Source organism: Nonomuraea glycinis, from assembly GCF_014646515.1.
GTDB classification, from domain to species: Bacteria; Actinomycetota; Actinomycetes; order Streptosporangiales; family Streptosporangiaceae; genus Nonomuraea; species Nonomuraea glycinis.
This window is the reverse complement of the sequence record NZ_BMNK01000015.1, coordinates 1-17007: the sequence shown is the minus strand read 5'-3', so window position 1 is coordinate 17007 and position 17007 is coordinate 1. Positions and strand designations below refer to the sequence as shown.

Annotated in this window: 24 protein-coding genes and 1 pseudogene; 12 read left to right on the top strand and 13 right to left on the bottom strand. The window is 67.2% G+C overall.

All coding sequences use genetic code 11. The features are described from left to right. The first annotated feature begins 47 nt into the window (after positions 1-47). Entirely contained in the window at positions 48-659 is a 612-nt protein-coding gene (locus IEY87_RS32955) for a TetR/AcrR family transcriptional regulator (RefSeq protein WP_189142751.1), read from the top strand. A 78-nt stretch (positions 660-737) separates the two neighbouring features. Here the strand turns inward: IEY87_RS32955 and IEY87_RS32950 are convergent, their stop codons facing one another. After that, the gene (locus IEY87_RS32950; protein WP_189142750.1) at positions 738-1754 is read right to left on the bottom strand and encodes an alpha/beta fold hydrolase; all 1017 of its coding nucleotides are present in this window, start codon (positions 1752-1754) and stop codon (positions 738-740) included. A 337-nt stretch (positions 1755-2091) separates the two neighbouring features. On the opposite strand from IEY87_RS32950, the gene IEY87_RS32945 reads away from it, so the two are divergent. After that, complete coding sequence (locus IEY87_RS32945; protein WP_189142749.1) at positions 2092-2673, top strand: dihydrofolate reductase family protein; 582 nt, start codon at positions 2092-2094, stop codon at positions 2671-2673. A gap of 27 nt (positions 2674-2700) precedes the next feature. Here IEY87_RS32945 and IEY87_RS46825 read toward each other — a convergent pair whose 3' ends face one another. Together IEY87_RS46825 and IEY87_RS46820 are read right to left on the bottom strand one after the other, a co-directional pair. Then, positions 2701-3234 (bottom strand): pirin-like C-terminal cupin domain-containing protein, encoded by a 534-nt coding sequence (locus tag IEY87_RS46825; protein WP_308112968.1) that lies wholly within the window; start codon positions 3232-3234, stop codon positions 2701-2703. A gap of 3 nt (positions 3235-3237) precedes the next feature. After that, a pseudogene (locus IEY87_RS46820) lies at positions 3238-3399 on the bottom strand (pirin family protein); the annotation flags it as partial. Positions 3400-3427: 28 nt separating this feature from the next. Here IEY87_RS46820 and IEY87_RS32935 point away from each other — a divergent pair. Continuing rightward, the gene (locus IEY87_RS32935; RefSeq protein ID WP_189142747.1) at positions 3428-3772 is read left to right on the top strand and encodes a winged helix-turn-helix transcriptional regulator; all 345 of its coding nucleotides are present in this window, start codon (positions 3428-3430) and stop codon (positions 3770-3772) included. 71 nt (positions 3773-3843) lie between these two features. Here the strand turns inward: IEY87_RS32935 and IEY87_RS32930 are convergent, their stop codons facing one another. Together IEY87_RS32930 and IEY87_RS32925 are read right to left on the bottom strand one after the other, a co-directional pair. Then, positions 3844-4323, bottom strand: coding sequence for a hypothetical protein (locus tag IEY87_RS32930; RefSeq protein ID WP_189142746.1), 480 nt, complete (start codon positions 4321-4323; stop codon positions 3844-3846). A 91-nt stretch (positions 4324-4414) separates the two neighbouring features. Beyond that, positions 4415-4786 (bottom strand): YciI family protein, encoded by a 372-nt coding sequence (locus IEY87_RS32925; RefSeq protein WP_189142745.1) that lies wholly within the window; start codon positions 4784-4786, stop codon positions 4415-4417. Positions 4787-4789: 3 nt separating this feature from the next. Here IEY87_RS32925 and IEY87_RS32920 point away from each other — a divergent pair, with 3 nt between their 5' ends. Further along, positions 4790-5020, top strand: a complete 231-nt coding sequence (locus IEY87_RS32920) for a hypothetical protein (protein WP_189142744.1) — start codon at positions 4790-4792, stop codon at positions 5018-5020. 57 nt (positions 5021-5077) lie between these two features. Here the strand turns inward: IEY87_RS32920 and IEY87_RS32915 are convergent, their stop codons facing one another. Beyond that, positions 5078-5590 (bottom strand): GNAT family N-acetyltransferase, encoded by a 513-nt coding sequence (locus tag IEY87_RS32915; RefSeq protein WP_225277435.1) that lies wholly within the window; start codon positions 5588-5590, stop codon positions 5078-5080. A 239-nt stretch (positions 5591-5829) separates the two neighbouring features. Here IEY87_RS32915 and IEY87_RS32910 point away from each other — a divergent pair, with 239 nt between their 5' ends. Beyond that, positions 5830-6654: an SAM-dependent methyltransferase gene (locus IEY87_RS32910; RefSeq protein ID WP_189142940.1), complete on the top strand. Its 825-nt coding sequence runs from the start codon at positions 5830-5832 to the stop codon at positions 6652-6654. A 154-nt stretch (positions 6655-6808) separates the two neighbouring features. Here IEY87_RS32910 and IEY87_RS32905 read toward each other — a convergent pair whose 3' ends face one another. From IEY87_RS32905 to IEY87_RS32895, 3 genes are all read right to left on the bottom strand, one after another. Beyond that, entirely contained in the window at positions 6809-8059 is a 1251-nt protein-coding gene (locus tag IEY87_RS32905; RefSeq protein WP_225277436.1) for a serine hydrolase domain-containing protein, read from the bottom strand. Positions 8060-8346: 287 nt separating this feature from the next. Continuing rightward, complete coding sequence (locus tag IEY87_RS32900; RefSeq protein ID WP_189142742.1) at positions 8347-8640, bottom strand: hypothetical protein; 294 nt, start codon at positions 8638-8640, stop codon at positions 8347-8349. Between the two features lie 94 nt (positions 8641-8734). Continuing rightward, positions 8735-9598, bottom strand: a complete 864-nt coding sequence (locus IEY87_RS32895; protein ID WP_189142741.1) for a LysR family transcriptional regulator — start codon at positions 9596-9598, stop codon at positions 8735-8737. Between the two features lie 80 nt (positions 9599-9678). Here IEY87_RS32895 and IEY87_RS32890 point away from each other — a divergent pair, with 80 nt between their 5' ends. Continuing rightward, complete coding sequence (locus IEY87_RS32890; RefSeq protein ID WP_189142740.1) at positions 9679-10179, top strand: cupin domain-containing protein; 501 nt, start codon at positions 9679-9681, stop codon at positions 10177-10179. Continuing rightward, positions 10176-10538 (top strand): DoxX family protein, encoded by a 363-nt coding sequence (locus IEY87_RS32885; RefSeq protein WP_189142739.1) that lies wholly within the window; start codon positions 10176-10178, stop codon positions 10536-10538. Before IEY87_RS32890 ends, IEY87_RS32885 begins: the two co-directional genes overlap by 4 nt. Positions 10539-10882: 344 nt before the next feature. Here IEY87_RS32885 and IEY87_RS46125 read toward each other — a convergent pair whose 3' ends face one another. After that, positions 10883-11320: a hypothetical protein gene (locus tag IEY87_RS46125; protein WP_225277437.1), complete on the bottom strand. Its 438-nt coding sequence runs from the start codon at positions 11318-11320 to the stop codon at positions 10883-10885. A 284-nt stretch (positions 11321-11604) separates the two neighbouring features. Between IEY87_RS46125 and IEY87_RS46120 the strand changes: the two genes are divergently transcribed. Beyond that, positions 11605-12111, top strand: a complete 507-nt coding sequence (locus tag IEY87_RS46120) for a hypothetical protein (protein WP_225277438.1) — start codon at positions 11605-11607, stop codon at positions 12109-12111. Between the two features lie 83 nt (positions 12112-12194). Here IEY87_RS46120 and IEY87_RS32875 read toward each other — a convergent pair whose 3' ends face one another. Together IEY87_RS32875 and IEY87_RS32870 are read right to left on the bottom strand one after the other, a co-directional pair. Beyond that, on the bottom strand, positions 12195-12575 hold the full coding sequence (locus IEY87_RS32875) for a YbaB/EbfC family nucleoid-associated protein (RefSeq protein WP_189142738.1): 381 nt from the start codon (positions 12573-12575) through the stop codon (positions 12195-12197). Positions 12576-12585: 10 nt separating this feature from the next. Next, positions 12586-12975: a YbaB/EbfC family nucleoid-associated protein gene (locus IEY87_RS32870; RefSeq protein ID WP_189142737.1), complete on the bottom strand. Its 390-nt coding sequence runs from the start codon at positions 12973-12975 to the stop codon at positions 12586-12588. A gap of 81 nt (positions 12976-13056) precedes the next feature. On the opposite strand from IEY87_RS32870, the gene IEY87_RS32865 reads away from it, so the two are divergent. From IEY87_RS32865 to IEY87_RS32850, 4 genes are all read left to right on the top strand, one after another. After that, complete coding sequence (locus IEY87_RS32865; protein WP_189142736.1) at positions 13057-13371, top strand: hypothetical protein; 315 nt, start codon at positions 13057-13059, stop codon at positions 13369-13371. Further along, positions 13362-14225: a WXG100-like domain-containing protein gene (locus IEY87_RS32860; protein WP_189142735.1), complete on the top strand. Its 864-nt coding sequence runs from the start codon at positions 13362-13364 to the stop codon at positions 14223-14225. Before IEY87_RS32865 ends, IEY87_RS32860 begins: the two co-directional genes overlap by 10 nt. A 6-nt stretch (positions 14226-14231) precedes the next feature. Next, a complete protein-coding gene (locus IEY87_RS32855; RefSeq protein ID WP_189142734.1) occupies positions 14232-14903 on the top strand; it encodes a hypothetical protein in 672 nt (223 codons plus the stop codon). Between the two features lie 176 nt (positions 14904-15079). Further along, on the top strand, positions 15080-15508 hold the full coding sequence (locus IEY87_RS32850) for a hypothetical protein (protein WP_189142733.1): 429 nt from the start codon (positions 15080-15082) through the stop codon (positions 15506-15508). A 233-nt stretch (positions 15509-15741) separates the two neighbouring features. On the opposite strand, the gene IEY87_RS32845 is transcribed toward IEY87_RS32850, so the two are convergent. Beyond that, positions 15742-16896: a hypothetical protein gene (locus IEY87_RS32845; RefSeq protein ID WP_189142732.1), complete on the bottom strand. Its 1155-nt coding sequence runs from the start codon at positions 16894-16896 to the stop codon at positions 15742-15744. Between the last annotated feature and the right edge of the window lie 111 nt (positions 16897-17007).

The window sequence follows — 17007 nt, the reverse complement described above, 5'->3', positions numbered from 1 at the left end:
GCGTCAAGACGGGCCGTCTCGTCTCGTTCGTTTGTTAGGTTGGCGGCATGACGACGCAGCGCAAGCCTCCCGCCGACACGACCCGCCGGAACGAGGCCTCCCGGCGGGCCATCCTCGCCGCGGCCTTCGAGCTGGTACAGGAGGTGGGATACGCCAAGCTGAGCATCGAGGGCATCGCAGCCCGGGCCGGCGTCGGCAAGCAGACGATCTACCGCTGGTGGCCCTCGAAGGGGGCGGTGCTCTTCGATGCCTTCCTCATGCTCAGCGAGCAACCGGACAGCGGAGAAGCCGCCCTGCCCGACACCGGTGATCTGGAGGCAGACCTGAAGACGGTGCTCCGAGCCACGATCGAAGAACTCAACGATCCGCGCTACGACGAGCCGATGCGCGCCCTGAACACGGAGATCACGCACGATCCGGCGCTCGCCGCTCTCTACGCGGAACGGCTGGACGCCCCGATGAAAGAGCTGAAGAAACAACGACTGCGCAGCGCCCAGCGGGCCGGGCAGTTGGCCGCGGATCTCGATCTCGACGTGGCCGTCGACCTGCTGTGGGGACCACTGCTCAACCGGTGGCTGCAGCGCAGCGGACCGCTCACCCCCGACTATGCCGACAGCATCGTCGAGACCGCTCTCAACGGCCTGCGCCCGCGCCGCTGAGGCGGTTCGTTCAACTGCTCTGCCTGGCCACCGTGTGAGAAGCCACGGCATCCGCCACGCCACGATGGCCGGGGCCGGTTACGCGTCCTTCGCCAGCAGCTCCTTGAGGGCGTCGTCGATGAACTTCGTGTCGACCGGATTGAGGCCGCCTCCGGCGAAGTGTCCCCATGCGCCAGGGATGACCCGCAGCTCCGCGTTGGGCATGTGGGAGACCTCCCACTCGTTGTCCTCGGGCGGGAAGTAGAGGTCCTGCTCCGCGGGCATGACGATCGCCGGCATGCGGATCGCGGCAAGGGCCTCCTCCACCCCGTCGAATCCCGGAGTCCGGCCTATGTCGGCGTTCTGCCAGGTCCACAGCATGGCGAGCAGGTTGTTCGCGTCGCGCTCGATGAACAACCCCTCCCAGAAGCCGACGAGGAAGTCTTCGAGGGAGCCGTAGCCGAGCGGCTCGCGCTCGTGGACTCTCTCCCGGTAGAACTGCTGGGAGAAGCCCCAGCCCGCGTAGACGCGGGCCATCGCCCGCAGCCCGATGCCTGGCTGCTCGTGGTACCAGCCGTTGTTCCATGCCGCGTCGGCGGTGAGAGCGGCCTTGACGCCCTCAAGGAAGACGATGTTGTGAAGACTCGTCGTCGCCGCGCCGCAGAAGGGAAGTATCCGCCGGACCATGTCCGGATGGCTGACCGCCCACTGGTAGGTCTGCCCGCCTCCCATGGACCAGCCCGTGACGAGCTCCAGGCGCTCGATGCCGAACTGCTCGGTGACGAGCCGGTGCTGCACCTGGACGTTGTCGTACATCGTCACGTGCGGGAACCGTGCCCGGTCGTGCGGCGGAGGGGTGTTGCTGGGAGACGACGAGAGCCCGTTGCCGAGCATGTTCGGAATGATGATGAAGTACGTGGCAGGATCGAGCGCCATGCCCTCACCGATCAGCCACTCGTTGTCGTCATGCTGGCCCGAGTACCACGTCGGATAGACGATCGCGTTGCTCTTGTCGGCGTTGAGCGCGCCGTAGGTCTTGTACGCCAGCTTGGCGTCAGGCAACGTGGCGCCGTTCTGCAGCCGGACATCACCCAGGTTGAAGACGTCGTAATCCATGGGGCCTCCTTGCCGACCACCGGTCCCGATCGCCCAGTTCTTCGCACTCTGATCCGTACTTTAGTCTCGCCGCCGAACAGGAGTCAGGGCGCCTGGCCCGTTTCCCCAGGTCACGATGCTCGGGCGTGGGTACACCCGCTCAGATACAGCTACTCCGAAGGAGTTCGGCCGATGGTTGCCGGCGACGTAACACTCCGTGGAGATGTGCGCGAGGACCGCCACCTCCTCGCGGCGAAGACCCGGTCGGCGGGCCGGCTGCTGCCGGCCGATTGATTTCTTACAAGAGCGACAGCTCACGACACGCTAATTTGGGCACCCCCAAGCAGAGGAGAGCCCCGTGGGCAAGGTGGTCATGTACAGCTCGGTGTCGGTGGACGGCTTCGTCGCGGACGAGAATGACCAGCCCGGACCGCTGTTCGACTGGTTGTCCAGCGGTGACGTCCCGTTGGACGAGAGCGGCGAGCTGAAGGTGTCGCAGACGTCCTACGACTACACCCGGCCGTACTGGGACCAGATCGGAGTCACGATCGTCGGCCGCCACGTCTTCGACCTGACGGACGGCTGGGACGGGAAGCCTCCGGGCGGGATCGACCACGTGGTCGTCGTGTCGCACCGGCCGGAGCCCGAGGGCTGGGACCCCGAGGCGCCGTTTCACTTCGTCGACGGCGTCGAGGCCGCTCTGGCCAAGGCGCAGGAGCTTGCGGGTGACCGCATGGTCGAGGTCGCCGCCGGCGACGTCGGTGGCCAGGTGCTGGCCGCGGGCCTGATCGACGAGGTGCGCATGGACGTCGTACCCGTCGTGTTCGGGTCCGGCAAGCGCTACTTCGGGTCGGTCCACGCGCAGCACCTGTTGGCGGATCCTGACGTGGTGCTTCAGGGCAACCGGGTGCTTCACCTGCGCTATCGGGTGCGCCGATGACCGTACCGCTGGAGAAGCGCTCGTAGATCACGCACCGGCGGGCAGGCGGGTGTGCCGGGGGATGCTGCCGAACTTGCCGGAGTGGAAGTCGCGGTAGGCCTGTTCGATCTCGTCGCGGGTGTTCATCACGAAGGGGCCGCTGGCGTACACGGACTCACCGATGGGCCGCCCGGCGAACAGCAGCACCTTGGTCCGTTCGTCACCGTCGCCGGTGGCCAGGGTCAGCGTGGTCGGATCGCCCGGCCGGGACACCGGATCGGACCAGGCGATCTGCCCGGCGCGCACGGTCCGGCCGGCGATCGCCGGCTGTCCCGAGAGCACGTACGCGAACGCGCGCTGGTCCCCGTCGAGCACCTGCCGGTACTCGGTCCTCGGGTCGAGCGTGAGCACCATGCCCAGGATCGGCCAATGATTGAGCGCCAGCCCGCGCGCCTCCCCGGTCTCCCCCGAGATCAGCTGGACCAGCACACCGGGCTCGGTGTGCACGGCGTGCATGCCGGCCCTCAGGTCCTGATAACGGGTGGGTACGAGCTTCCGATCCGCCGGCAGGTTGACCCACATCTGGATCACATGGGCCTGCTCCGAGCGGGCGGCGACCTCACGGTGGATGATGCCCCGCCCCGCGGTCATCCACTGCACGTCCCCCGGCCCGAGCACCCCGGCGTTTCCCATGCTGTCGCCGTGCTCCAGCGCCCCGTCCAGGATCAGGGTCACGGTCTCCATCCCGCGATGCGGATGCCTTTATTTTTAGCAAGTGACTAAGGTGCCGGACACCCCGGTCGACGAGGAGAGCTGCCACCGCATCCTGCGCGCGATCGACATCATCGGGGTCCGCTGGACCGGCCCGATCCTGCTCGCCGGGGCCCGCGGCGCCCGCCGGTTCAAGGAATACCGGGCCATGGTGCCGGGCATCTCAGATCCGCAGCTCACGCTGCGACTCAAGCAACTACAGGCCCGCCGGCTCATCGAACGCACAGTGATCCCCAGCACCCCGGTCCAGATCACGTACGCCCTCACGCCCGACGCCGAGGAGCTGATCTCCGCGCTTCAGCCGTTGTCGCGCTGGAGTGAACGACACCTCCCGCACGAGGACGCATGACCCGCCGCCAGGGACACCAGCCACCTACATCAAGGTTTTGACCTGGGTGAAGGACAGAAGGACGGGACCGGTCAGAGGGAATTCTCCGGCTTTCCTGCCTTTCTCGATTTCCGGGCGAGATAGGCGCAGTGGCCGAGCCCGGCGAGCCCGCCGAGCGTCCCGTGCAGCGCCACCCCCAGCAGGAGCCAGTGCGGCCAGGTCGTGACCGGAGTGTCGTCGTCACCCAGCCATAACGTCAGCGCGAGGGTGGTGAGCCCGGCGCCCAGCAGGCCGCCGCTCCCGGCCGCGTACCGCCGCCGGGACAGCACCCGTCCGACGTGAACGAGCAGCCCAGGCCAGGCGAGGATCGCGACGTAACTCAGCGCACCGCCGCCGAAGTAGCCCGCGAGCTGGAGGAGAGACGCCGACGAGAAGCCCTGGTACGTCCAGTCGAACATCTTGCTGAGCCATGAACCGGTCGCCCAGACGAGCGTCAACGCGGTGGCGATGACGAGGAACGCACTGACCGTCCAGGGGGCGTCTCGGCCGCCGGCGGAAGGCGTGTCGCTCATGTTCGGTGCCGCTCCTCATTGGCGACCTCCAGGCTAACCGCCACTCACGGCGGTGATCACCGCCGTGAGTGTCTTCCTCGATCAGACGTCGTCATCGCCTGTCGGCCTGGCGGAGCATCGCGTCTGTCTCGGGGTCGGGCATGAGTTCCCGGACCTCCTGCGCACAGCGGCAAGCGACGGCGGTCTTGGCAGCCCACGCCAGTGCCTCTTCGCGTGAGGCCACGTCGACGACCGTGAACCCGCCGATGACCTCCTTGGTCTCCGGGTAAGGGCCGTCGGTGACCATCCCGTCCGTGGCCACGATGCTCGCCCGCTGCCTTTCCAGCCCGGCGCCGAACACCCACACACCGGCGTTCACGGCCTCCTGGACCACCGCGTGCGCGGCCTTGCCCACGTCGTCCCAGTCCTCGTCGGGAATGTGGTCCATCGCCCCATCATTGAACGAGATCAAGTACTGAGTCATCCCATGACCCCCTTGCTCCGGCGCCCCGGCTCCGTCATCGCCGCCTTCCGCGAGGGCTACACCCGCACTGACGACTTTCGCTTCGACGACATCGCCATCCAGCCCTTCCAGCACACGTTCGACGGGGTGCTGTTCGGCCTCGTCATCGAAACCTTCGAAGGCGAAGAACACGCCGAGTTCTACCCGAACCACATCGGCTTCTACGAACCATGGGACGGCATGTACGACACCTGACCATCCTCGTGATCAGTACGGATGCGGGAGAGTGAGCGGCGGCCGGTGCTCACGTCTCTACCTCGGGTCGAGTTCGCGCGTCATCCAGATCGTGTCGCCGTGTTCGGCGTCCTCGGTGATGCGGTCGCTTCGGTGGAAATCGAGCTTCTCGAGGACACGGAACGAGGGTGCGTTCCACTCCCGCACGGTCGCCCAGAGTCGTCGACGTCCTGTTCGAGTCGCGGCTTCGGTGACCGCACGGGCGGCTTCTGTCGCGTAACCCTGGCCGTGAGCTCGTCGTGCCAGCTCGTACGCGATCTCAGGCTCGTCGAGAGATCCCTGGCCGACGGTCAATCCGCAGTACCCGATGAACTCACCGGTGTCTCGCAGCTCGATCGGCAGCAACCCGAGCCCCGGATCCGCCGCCAGCGGATTGTTGAGGAGCCAGCCGCGGATGTCCTCGACCGTCGGGCGCCCCTCTGCGTCGATCCGCCGTACCGACGGCACTCGTGGATCCCGCTCAAGCCACAACCCGCGGTACTCCTCGGCATCCGACGGCACCCACCGCCGCAACCGCAGCCGCTCGGTCACCAACTCCGCCGGTAGATCCTCACAAGTCCCCACCCGGCCAACCTAACCCGATGCCGGTCAAAACCGGAAAACGACTTACACCGCGGTCATCGACCCGTCACATGCTGATCTCGATGAAGCGTTCCGTAACCCGGTTCATACCGGAGTAGGGAAGGATCGCTCATGAGAAGCGATACGGAACGCGGTCACGCAGACCTATCCATGGAGCCGAGAGGCAAGCAGGAGCGCCGGTGTCGGACATGACAGAGGCTCGGATCGCGGCCGCCGCGCGGATCAACACCACGGTGGCACATCCTGCCCGGGTGTACGACTATCTGCTGGGTGGCAAGGACAACTTCGCGGCCGACCGCGAGATGGCCGCGAAACTGATCGAGTTGTCTCCCGGCACACGTGAGGGCGTCCGTGCCCACCGTGCCTTCCTCCGCCGAGCGGTGCGCTACCTCGCCGAAGTGGGTGTCTCGCAGTTCCTCGACATCGGCACCGGCATCCCCACCCAGGGCAACACCCACGAGATCGCGCAGGAGGTCAACCCCGCGACGCGGGTGGTCTACGTGGACAACGACCCGATCGTCCTGGTCCACGGCCGGGCCCTGCTGAACGGCAGCCCAACCGGAATGACCACGGTGATCGAGGCCGACCTCCGGCAGCCCAAGATGATCTTGTCTCATCCCGAGGTCCGGACCGTGATCGACTTCACGCGTCCGGTGGCTGTCATCCTGGCGGGCGTCCTGCACTTCGTCACCGACCAGGAGGATCCGTACGCAACGGTGGAGCACATCAAGAGCGCCGTGCCTGCGGGCAGCCACCTGCTGCTGTCGCACATCACCCTCGACTTCGCGCCCCGGGTGCGCGAGGAGGACTTCACCAAGCCGTACGACAAGAGCAGCGCGCCTATGGCCCCCCGCACGCACGCCGAGGTGCTGCGGTTCTTCCAGGGCTGGCATGTGGTCGATCCGGGCGTCGTCGAGGTGGTGAAGTGGCGGCCGGACGTGAGCGAGCGCCGGGAACACATTCCGGGCGGCGGCCATGCCTGGGCCTACGGCGGGGTCGCGATCAAGCCCTGACAGAGATGGCACGCTGTTCGCAGAGGTGTTAGCAAGATCAAGCCTTGTCGCCAGTGATCCCCACGAGAGATCCCGTGGCAACTGTCCCTTCCGGATGAAGCCGGCGCGGCTGGGAAAGGTTCCGATCGGTGACCCGCCCGCGCCGCGCCGGCGCTCACGGTGTGGCCGTGCCCCCGTCCACGCCGATCTCCGGGAGCGGCCGTGCCGCCCTGGTCGCCGCCCCCGCGTCAGGCCCGCACGCCGCCTCCAGCAGGTGGTTCCCGATCGCGAAGTCGATGGCGTGCGTGACAGGACTACCGTTCTCGTCGAGCTGCTGGTAGTTCCTCAGGTTCGTGCCGAAGGCGAACTGGTGGCCGCCGTCGGTGTCGGAGAACGCGAAGGTCTGCGTGCCGGGGACGCTCCCGTCGTGCCCCCAGAACCTGCCGCACGGCAGGTCGAGGGGGTAGATCCCGAGACCGTAGTCGAACACGGCGCCCGAGAACGACCGGATGGGCACGGTCTTCTGCATCTCGGCGAGCAGAGTCGCGTCGAGCAGCTCGCCGCGCAGCAGCAGCCGGAAGAAGCGGTTGAGGTCCTCCATCGTCGAGGCGACCGCACCCGACGTCCAGGCCCAGGACATGTTGTAGACGCTGTAGTCCTTGGGCGGGTCGAAATAGCCGAACAGCGCCTCGTACGCCTTGGAGTTCGGCCCAGGGAGGTACGGCGTACGCGGGAACGACGTGTGCCGCAGCCCGGCCTTCCGGAAGACGTGGTCGGTGATGTACCGCTCGGCGCTCGTGCCCGTCACCTTCTCCAGCAGCAGGCCGGCGATGACGAAGTTCGTGTTCGAGTACGCCCCGGGTGCCACCCCCGGCCGCCCGGTCGCGGGGGCGCCGAGCCCCGCCCGTACCAGCTCCTCCGGCGGGAAGGCGCGGAAGCGGTTGGCGTCCAGGCTCTCGACCGTCGGGAAGATCACGCCGGCGTGGTCGGCGATGTGGCTGGTGTGGTTGAGCAGCATGCGTACGGTGATCTGCTGCCCGCGCTCACCCGGGAACAGATCCGGCAGGTAGCGGCCGATGGGGGCGTCGAGCTCGATCGTGCCTTTGCCGACCTGCTGTAATACCGCCACGGCGACGAACGACTTGGTGACGCTCCCGGCCCGGTGCACCATCTCGGGCCGCATCGGGCGGCGGGTATCGACGTCGGCGACGCCTGCGGCGCCCTTCCAGCTCCGGCGGCCGTCCACGACGTTCGACGAGATGCCGTACATGCCGGCCTCGTGCACGGCGTCCAGCGTCTGCCGCAGCCGCTGCCGGTCGAGGCCGCCGTCCTCAGCAGCGGCCACGGGCCCCGCCACGAGCATCGCGGCGGCCAGGGTCGCGGCTCCCAGCCGCGAGGCTAACGTGCTGAATCGACGAATGGTCATAGCGCTCAGCATGAGCCTTCCGCTCGGCGAAGGTGAGTGCGCTGTGTCACAGGTCCCGCATGACAGAAGTCAACTCCCCCGACGTGGCGACAGCCGAACGATCAGGAAAGCACGAAGGCCCGCCACCAGGTTGCTCCGGTCAGGGCCTTCGCGGCTGTCCGAGTCAGACGGACTCGAACCTCCTCACCTGCTGATCCGTGGGCAAGGCAGACGGCACGTCCATCCCCTGTCGCAGATCGCCCCAGCCGCAACGGTGCGATCTGATCGTTGCCCAGCACGTCTCTTGATCAGGGGATGTAGACCTCGTAGTAGAAGCCCGGAGGGTAAGGGCCACCTCCGCGGAACCAGTGACAGTAGGCGAGCCCGGTGTATTGACCGTTCAGCGCAGCGTCATCGAAGGCGAGGTCGCAGTCGGCCATGGTCTGATAGGGGCCCTGCAGGTACCAGTCCGGTGCCGGCCAGTTTGCGGCGACCACGGCCGTGCTGGTCTGGGTGGCGGCGACAGCGGGTGCCGCACTTGCCAGGACGCCGACGCCCAGCGCCACGGCGAGTACAGCGGAATGTAATCGGCGAACCTTCATTGTGGGTGACTCCTCACATCCGGGAAGGAGAACACCTTCAGATGAGCATCGGTCAGGACAATCGTCAAGATCAAGGATCGTCGGTCAGGACGGGTCAGTGGGTGCGGCCGTCGCGATAGGCGGCGATCGCGATCCCGACGAACGAGCGAACCAGCGGATTCGTGTCGCCCTCGTTCCATGCCACCACCACACGGCTCGGGGGCATGTCGATCAGCGGCACCACGGCGAGCCCGGCCGCCTGCTGGTGGTTCAGGAGAGTCATGCCGATCGTGCCGTTCCAGAGAACGGCTTGCCTGCACTCCTGGACGGCACGCACCACTGGGCCCTCCCGAGGTGCCCCGCCGTTCCAGTACGACTGCCAGACGGGGTCGGTGCCCTCCGGGAACAGGAACCAGCGGCGGTCGGCCAGATCGGCCAGCTTCACGCTGTCCCGCCCGGCCAGTGGATCGTCCGCGCGCACCAGCGCGCCCACCGGGTCGGCACGCAACTCTCGTACGGTCAGACCGGTCTCGTCGAACGGCCCGCGGGTCAGGGCCACGTCGACCAGTCCAGCGTGCAGGCCGCAGGTGGGATCGGTCAGGTCGGTCTCGCGAATGCGGACCTCGACCTGCGGGTGCCGACGGCGGTAGGCGTCGGCCAGCCGGGCCGCACCCGGGTCGGCGCTGTCGCCCAGGAAACCCACCGTGATGGCCGCGGTGCCGGCCGCCGCGGCCACGCGTATACGCAACCGGTCGGCCTGGTCGAGCAGGGTCCGCGCCTCGTCCAGCAGCACGGCCCCCACCGGAGTGAGCGAGACGCCGGAGGGCGAGCGGTCGAAAAGCGCGGCACCGACCTCATTCTCCAACTGCTTGATCGCTCGGCTCAGCGGCGGTTGACTCATGTGCAGCCTGGCGGCGGCCCGGCCGAAGTGGAGTTCGTCGGCGACCGCCACGAAATAGCGCAGCGTACGTAGCTCCATGATGCGACGATACCCGTACGGTATCGGCGGCACAGAACAGATCTTGGACGGGCGCAGTGCGCTGACGGTGAGATCGAGACATGACCGACCAACCGCAGGCCAGTGAACCGACCGCCGACCCCGCTGTATCGGTGGTCGGCCCGGGCGACGGCGAGACGATCGTCCTGGGCACCACGCGACTGCGCGTCCTCGAAGACGGCAGCAACACCGGGCACCGCCTCGGAATCGCCGAATCCATCCTCGCGCCGCACACGCCCGGACCGCCGCAGCACCGTCACGCCCAGCACGACGAGGGCTTTTACATCATCTCCGGAGCGGTACGGTTCACGGTCGGCGACCAGGACTACGACGCGACGGCGGGCACGCTCGTCATGGTCCCACCCGGCGCCCCGCACACCTTCGCCAACGTGACCGACGAACCCGCCGTCATGCTCAGCACGTTCACACCCGATCTCTATGTGCAGTATTTCCGCGACCTGGAGGACATGATCGCCGGTGGCCGGGCGATGACCCCGCAGGCCAACATCCAGGCGATGCGCCGCTACGCCACCGAGCCCGCCACCCGTGGATGGACACCGTGAACGTCGCGTACTGGATCGTCGCCGGCCTGCTCGCTCTCTTCTACCTTTACGCGGGCGGGGTGAAGGTGGTCCGGAGCCGTGAACGGCTCCGGCCGATGATGGCCTGGGTGGACGACATGCCGATGCCGGCCGTCAGGGCCATCGGCGTGATCGAGGCACTCGGCGCGATCGGGCTGCTCCTCCCGCCGCTGACTCGTATCGCCTCCTGGCTGGCCCTGGCCGCGGCCATCGGCTTCGTGGTCCTCCAGATCGGCGCGACCACCCTGCACCTGAAACGCGGAGACCGCCAGATCGCCCTCAACATCACCCTCCTCCTCACTGCGTCCCTCACTGTCTGGCTGGCGACAACATGGCTGTGAACAGGACCGATGGGCATGGCCGACCGCTGTAAGCAAGATCCGTAAATTGTCCTGACAAACACTAAGGCCCACTCCCAGAGACTTCTGGTAGCGGGCCTTGTATACGGCGCCCTCCTGCCTCTGGCGAAGGAGGGCATGTTGGAGATCAGCGAAGAGCGACTTGAGCAGGTCTTTCCCGCAGACTGGGTTCACCGTCTGCGGGAGGGCCTCGGCGGTGCCTGAGCAAGGATGCTGGTTTCCGCCCCCGTGGACGAACCGATCGTCAAGCGCTTCGCCAGGCGTCAGTGATGCAGGACTCCTCGAAGTGCCACCTTCCCGCGGCACGAACTGAAACCACACCTTGATCAGGCCGGGCTCTGCAGGAACACGTTCGGAAGGGGCGTCCCTTGCCGCCCGCCAAACCGTGCTGGCATCATGGCGAACATGATCGAAAGAATCGAGTCTTCCCTCCGCCGGTGAGCGCGGCGACCGAGCCTGGACCGCTCGGACCCCAGATCGGCTTGTTCGACTACGCGATGCACCTGCATCAGCAAGATCCAGACTCCCCGCTGCCACGTGATGGAGAGCCGTACCCCGACGATGGACTCCACCGTCAGCGGGCTCGGCCACACCCACCTGAAGATCAGCGACTCCGAGGCGCGGACATCGCCCGCATCCTGGACGCACACTTCGCCAAGCCTGAGGCCCCGCCAAGCGCGCTCGCCGATGCGTTCCATGATGTCTACGTCCCCATCCATCACAACGAGCACATCGCTGCCGCGGCGCTCCGAGCGGACCGGCATCGGGTTCAGCAGACCGGGCAGTGGCTGGTGCAGCAGAGCACCGACCGATGCTCGGCCACCGTCGGGCTGGCGCTACTCGCCGCCGACTGGGCGGAGGAGGACATCCCGCTGATCCGGACCATCGGTCTGCTGTCGAACCACTTCGGCCCATTGGCTGCTCATGCTCTCCGACGCCGCCTCGGCGGCTCAGAGGCACTGCAGTGGCTTGCCGAGCGAGTGACCGGCTGGGGGCGGGTCTACGTCATAGAAGCACTCTGCCTGGCCGGAGGATACGGATCGCGTTGGTGGCTACTGCGTCACGCCTGCGACGGCGACGTCCTCAACGCTACTTCGCCGGCAAGGTCGCTACCGCAGCCCACCTGCATGAAGCGATCACCAGTGCTGAAGCCGACGACGACTTGGTCGACCACACCGGCCGCTTACTGGCCATCATGGCGGATTGCTCCGGCATGGGCCTGACCCTGGAGCACTATCCGCCCGCGTCCACCGTCCTCCAGGCGCATGCCCATCACCTGAGTCGCCAGACACCAACCCTGAGCAGGTACGTCGATGCGGCAGTCATCGCCGACCACCTGGCGCAGAAGCAACCGGAACGCGTCGGCTGCACCCTCGAACATCGAGACCGTGTCCTGCAGCACTACCTCGCGGTACTCAATCGAGAGGACTGGAGTGAAACGGCTCGGGCCGAGCTTGCCTCAGACAGCTGGTTCGCAAGCAACGTGGCAGCACGCCTGCATCTCCAAGCGTTCACAAACGCTGAAGCCGACGCTGGGACAGAGCCGGCGGAGTAGGCGACCACCCAACGCCCGCGTGCTCCCCACCCCATCACGACCTTGGCCGCCCTCTCCTGCGCACCGCGCTGTGAACCGGCTGTTCACCCCCACTCGGTGCCGAGCAGCCGTTCCAGCTCGGCCTGCGTCTGGACCGGGTCGTAGCCGGGGATGGCCTCGCGCATAAGGTCGTGGGTGCGCCGCTGGGCATCGGCGCCCGCCGCCCGCACCGCCGCGAGCGTCTCCTCGGCCAGGTCCTGGCTGCCCAGCCGGAGGGCGCGCCGGTCGTAGCGGACGTTGAGGACGCGCCCGTCCGCGTCGACGGTCACCCGCACGTGGCCCGACGGCCCCTCGCCGGTGCCGGTGACAGCCTGCATCTCCTCCTGCGCGGACTCCAGCCAGGCCAGCATGCGCTCGCCCCGGCGGGCTGCCTCGTCCAGCTCCCGTTCGCTGATATTGGCAGGGTCCATGTCCGGCCGAAACACGCTTCGCCTCCTAGTAAAGGTCGTTGATTGCCTGCTCGACCCGGGCGCGTACGAAGGTCTCGTCGAGCGGCGCCGGCAGGGCCGCGGTGACGTCGCGCACCCCGTCGGCGATCTCTCGCGCCTGCCGCCCGGCGTCGTCCTGCGCGGCCCGCAGCACCTCGGCGACCTTCCCGCCGAGCGCGGCCTCGCCGAGCCGCAGCGCCCGCGGGTCGATGCGCAGGTGGGTGTGGGCGCCGTGGCCGTTGGCGACCGCCTCGATCAGCCCGTCGTCGCTCTTGGCGCAGCCCTCCACCTGACCGATGGACGCCCGGGCGTCGTGCAGCGCGCGGATGGCGCGGCGGCTCTGGGCGACGTACTGGTGCAGGTACTCGGCGTCGTCCTCCGGCGCAGGTGAATGCATGTCGACTTCCGTCAGTCAAGGGCGGGTGAGCGTTTCAGTGTAAACACCGCGTCGCAATATGTCTGGATATGCTGCTTGAGCATGACGGGATTTGAGATCTCCTTGGGAACTGTGGGACGCGGCGGCGCACACGTCAGCGGCTACGGGGCGGACTATGACGCCTCGGTCATGCGGCTACGGGAACGGGGGAGCGGCGCCCGCACCTTCGGCGGCGAGGGGCTCTTTGCCACCATCATAGGGACCTACAACGAGTGCCTGCAGGTCTCGCTCGACGCGCTGACGGGGATCGGCGGGGAGATCGCCGAGACCGGCGAGGGCCTGCACATGGTGTCGAGGAACATCCGGGCGGCGGAGAGCACCAACGTCGAGAGCTTCGAGAGCCCCACATGGCGATAACGCTCGACCCGCAGGTGGCGGGCTTCCTCAACCTCATCGGCTACCCCTGGCCGAACGACAACGAGGACGAATGGCACCTCGAGGCGAACGACTGGCGCGTCGTCCTCGCCGGATCGTCGGCCCAGGGCGCGGCGGCCGACGAGACAGTCCGCCGCACGGAGCAGCATTACCAGGGTGATTCGGCCACGCAACTGGCGACCCGCTGGGACCGGGTCGGCGACGACGGCGGCCACATCTCCCAGGCCACCGCCGCGGCGAAGCTCGCACCGGTCGTCCTTGACGGCACCGCGAACGTGGTCAGTGCGGTGAAGCTGGCCGTGGGCACGCAGGCCGCGTTCGGGCTGACCGCCACCACCCAGGCGCTGCTTTTCGGCGGCGCGGCGGGCGGAATGCTCGCCCTCGCACGCATGCAGATGACCCGCCACGCCGTGGGCAAGGCGGCACTCGAAGGCGCGGAGGGCACGGCCAGGGGGCTGGCCCCGGTCCTGCGCGGCCGGGTGACCGACAGCATGCGCCGCATCATGAAGGAGATGGAGAAGCGGCCGCACGCCCGCGACGGCATGCTCCAGGCCCGGCGCAAGCGCGGAAGCGGCGGCGGCGGCTACAATCCGAACGCCGCGGCGAGCTATGACTCCGCCGCGCAGCGAATGCACGGCAGGTTGCCCAGCAGCAGCGACGTGAGCAAGATGACACCGGAGCAGGCCAGGCAGGCGGCGGCGGAAGTCAAGGACAGCGTCCTCACTCGGAAGATGAACGAGGCCCGTCTCGGCAAGGACTCCGGACACCAGGCGCGGCTGGAAGCGGAGCAGAAGCTCTTGGCCGAGCTCGAGCGCAAGGCCAAAGAGGGGAACTGACGCGAGATGCAGACACAGACAGGCGACGACCTGATGGCGCGCATCCTCGCCCGCCCCGTCGACGACCAGGTCCGCGGGCAGGCGGCCAACGACCTGCTCAACGAGCTGTTCGGCGGCTACCCCGTCGAAAGCCTCCGCGCCCTGCTGCACAGCGGCGACGACGACGCCGTACAGACCGGGGCCTGGCTGCTGTCGGAGCTGGGTGAGCAGGCCGCGCCGCTGCTGGAAGAGGTCCCCGCTCTGCTGGCCCACCAGCGGCTCCAGGTGCGGTTCTTCGCCGTCGAGTTCGTGCTGCTCGCCGCGGACGAACGACACGCCGGCATCATCGCCCAGGTCCTCACCCTGAGCCGGGCTGCCGATACCGCCATCCGGTGGAAGGTCCTGCACTTCCTGGCGATGGCCTCGACCGAGCAGCTCATGGCCGGGCTGTCGCGGCTGGATGACCCGGAGGTCGGGCGGCTCACGGCCGGGCTGGTCGCCTCGGACACCGAGGACCCCGACCCGGGCGAGGTCGTCGCTGGGATGGAGGGTGACGACCCGGTGGCCCGGCTGTTCGCCGCGGCGATCGCGGTGCGCATGGCCGAGGACGACCCGGCGCTGCTGGCCCACGCTGCCAGGGTGCGCGACGAGGAGATCAGCTCGTTCGCGCAGTGGCAGCTCGGGAGGTTCCAGGAGTAGCGCCACCGGTGGGGCCGACCGTCAGCGTCCGCCCCACCGCTCCGGGGCCAGCGGACCCGTCTGACTCGAATATGCACGGATTCTTGCCCGGGCTTGTCCAGATATGGCGACCAAGTCAGAATCGGTTCAGCCTTCAACTACTTAGTTGGGGAGTCACCGTACGGATGAGGAGAGGCATGAAGCGCATCATCTCCATTCTCGTCACCACCGGCGTACTCGGCGCCACGCTCACCGGCATCAGTCCCGCGTCCGCGGCCACCTCCGCAATCGACTGCACCGCAGGCGGCTACACCTGGGTCAGGAATAGCTACGTCCCCACCAACGTCGAGAGTGGCGCGATAGACGGTCGCATCTACAACATCGGCGGCCCGTCGGCGAACAACTACGAGATCTGCCTCGACATCCCGGACACCTCGACATTCACGATCCAGGTACGGATCGGGCCCACCGGGTCACAGCGTGTGTTCGTGGACAGCCGGCCCGGGGACAAGATCTTCCGCTTTTCGCCCGGTGCCAACACCTTCTGGCAGGTGTACGGCACGTTGACCGGGCCCGGCAGCACCTACCTCTACTACACCTGGCACGAGAAGCAGATCCCGGCCTGACGTGGAACGGGCCGACCACGGTGATGTGGCCGGCCCTACCGCTGCCCACGCTGCCAAGCCCCAGCACGACGCCGGCGCTCGGTGTGGACGGTCGACGGGACTCGCAAGTTCCGGCCTCTCCTCCCACCGGTTCACTTGGCCGAAAGAAGCGGGATCGCGGCTCAGCTTGCCCCGTCAAAACCCCGAGATGCGCACTCGAGTGAGCCCACTCGGTCCCATAGCTTTGCCGCGACTCAGGTCGAGCAGCTTGAGCCACCGATGCGAGCAAGGTCGACGACCACCAGTCGGTCGCGGGTTCGCCAGAAGACGAGTGGTCCATTCTGCGTCCATGCGCCGATCTTGATCTCCCCCCACGGCATCTCGGCCTTGGTCAGGGCATAGGACCCGAGCAATGCGGACTGGTGCGTGCAGCGGTCGTAAATCTGAGCGACATGTCCGAGTCCCCCGGCGCCCCATGTGCGAGGAATGGAGTCGTCTCCGTCAACGGTGGGGACACCGAGAAGGGCAAGCCGATCACGAATCGGCGGTCTCATCAGGAGTGCGTCTCCCGGCACCGTGGTGCGCTCGGAGCCATCCACCCGTAGCACCGTCGCCTGAGTGACCTTCCACAACTCCTGCCGATCCTCGCCTACGCACCATGCGGGACCGCAGGCTAAGCGGTGATCGAGGTCGTCGGCCGCGGCTACTTCGATTTCCTGACCTGTCTCAACGTTGACCACGGACCGCTCGTACTGGTCATAGGCCCACGGCCAGGAACTCACCCGAAGACGCCTCCCTGGAAGCAGTTGCTCGGGCTCTCCACCGCTCAGCGGAACCCGCCAAACATCGCCGTCGTATCCCCACCAGACAGCGTGCTCACCGGCGATCTGAAAGCCGTAGACATACGCCTCCTCGGCCTGAACGCCTAGCGGCAGCCGCGACACCATGTGCATCGGCCCCCCTGTTCGCGGCATGGCCCACAGTTCGTAATGACGTTGCCCGCCGTAAGATGCACCCGATGCATATCCTTTGACGAGCAATGCCACGTGGGACGCTCCAAGAGTCGTCGCCTGGACTTCGAAACAGCCACCACACGCCGCCCGCTCAGGAGCTTGCGCGAAGACACGTTGCTTCTTGGTTCTTGTGTTGAAACTGATGAATTCCGGACGGTGCTCACGAGTCATCAAGAGCAATTCGTCGCCACCGAGGGCGCCAATGGGCCACAGCCACATGCCATCCTTACGCTCAGCGGGCACCACGCTGACGACATCAGGCCAGACATCCTTAACCGGATCAAGGTGCGGTACGACCGGGAGTTCAGCCGGCCGCTGCGGCACCTCTTCCTCATCGCGGGAAGCCCACGCCACACCCACTGCGAGCACAAGTAACAGCGCCACACCTGCACGCACAACCGCGACCCGATCCCAAAGACGACTCACTCGTCGCAATCCCCCGCCCTAGCCTCGGGCTTTCACGGTGAATTTCGCCAGACTTGATCATTCACATAAGAAAAGTGCCTT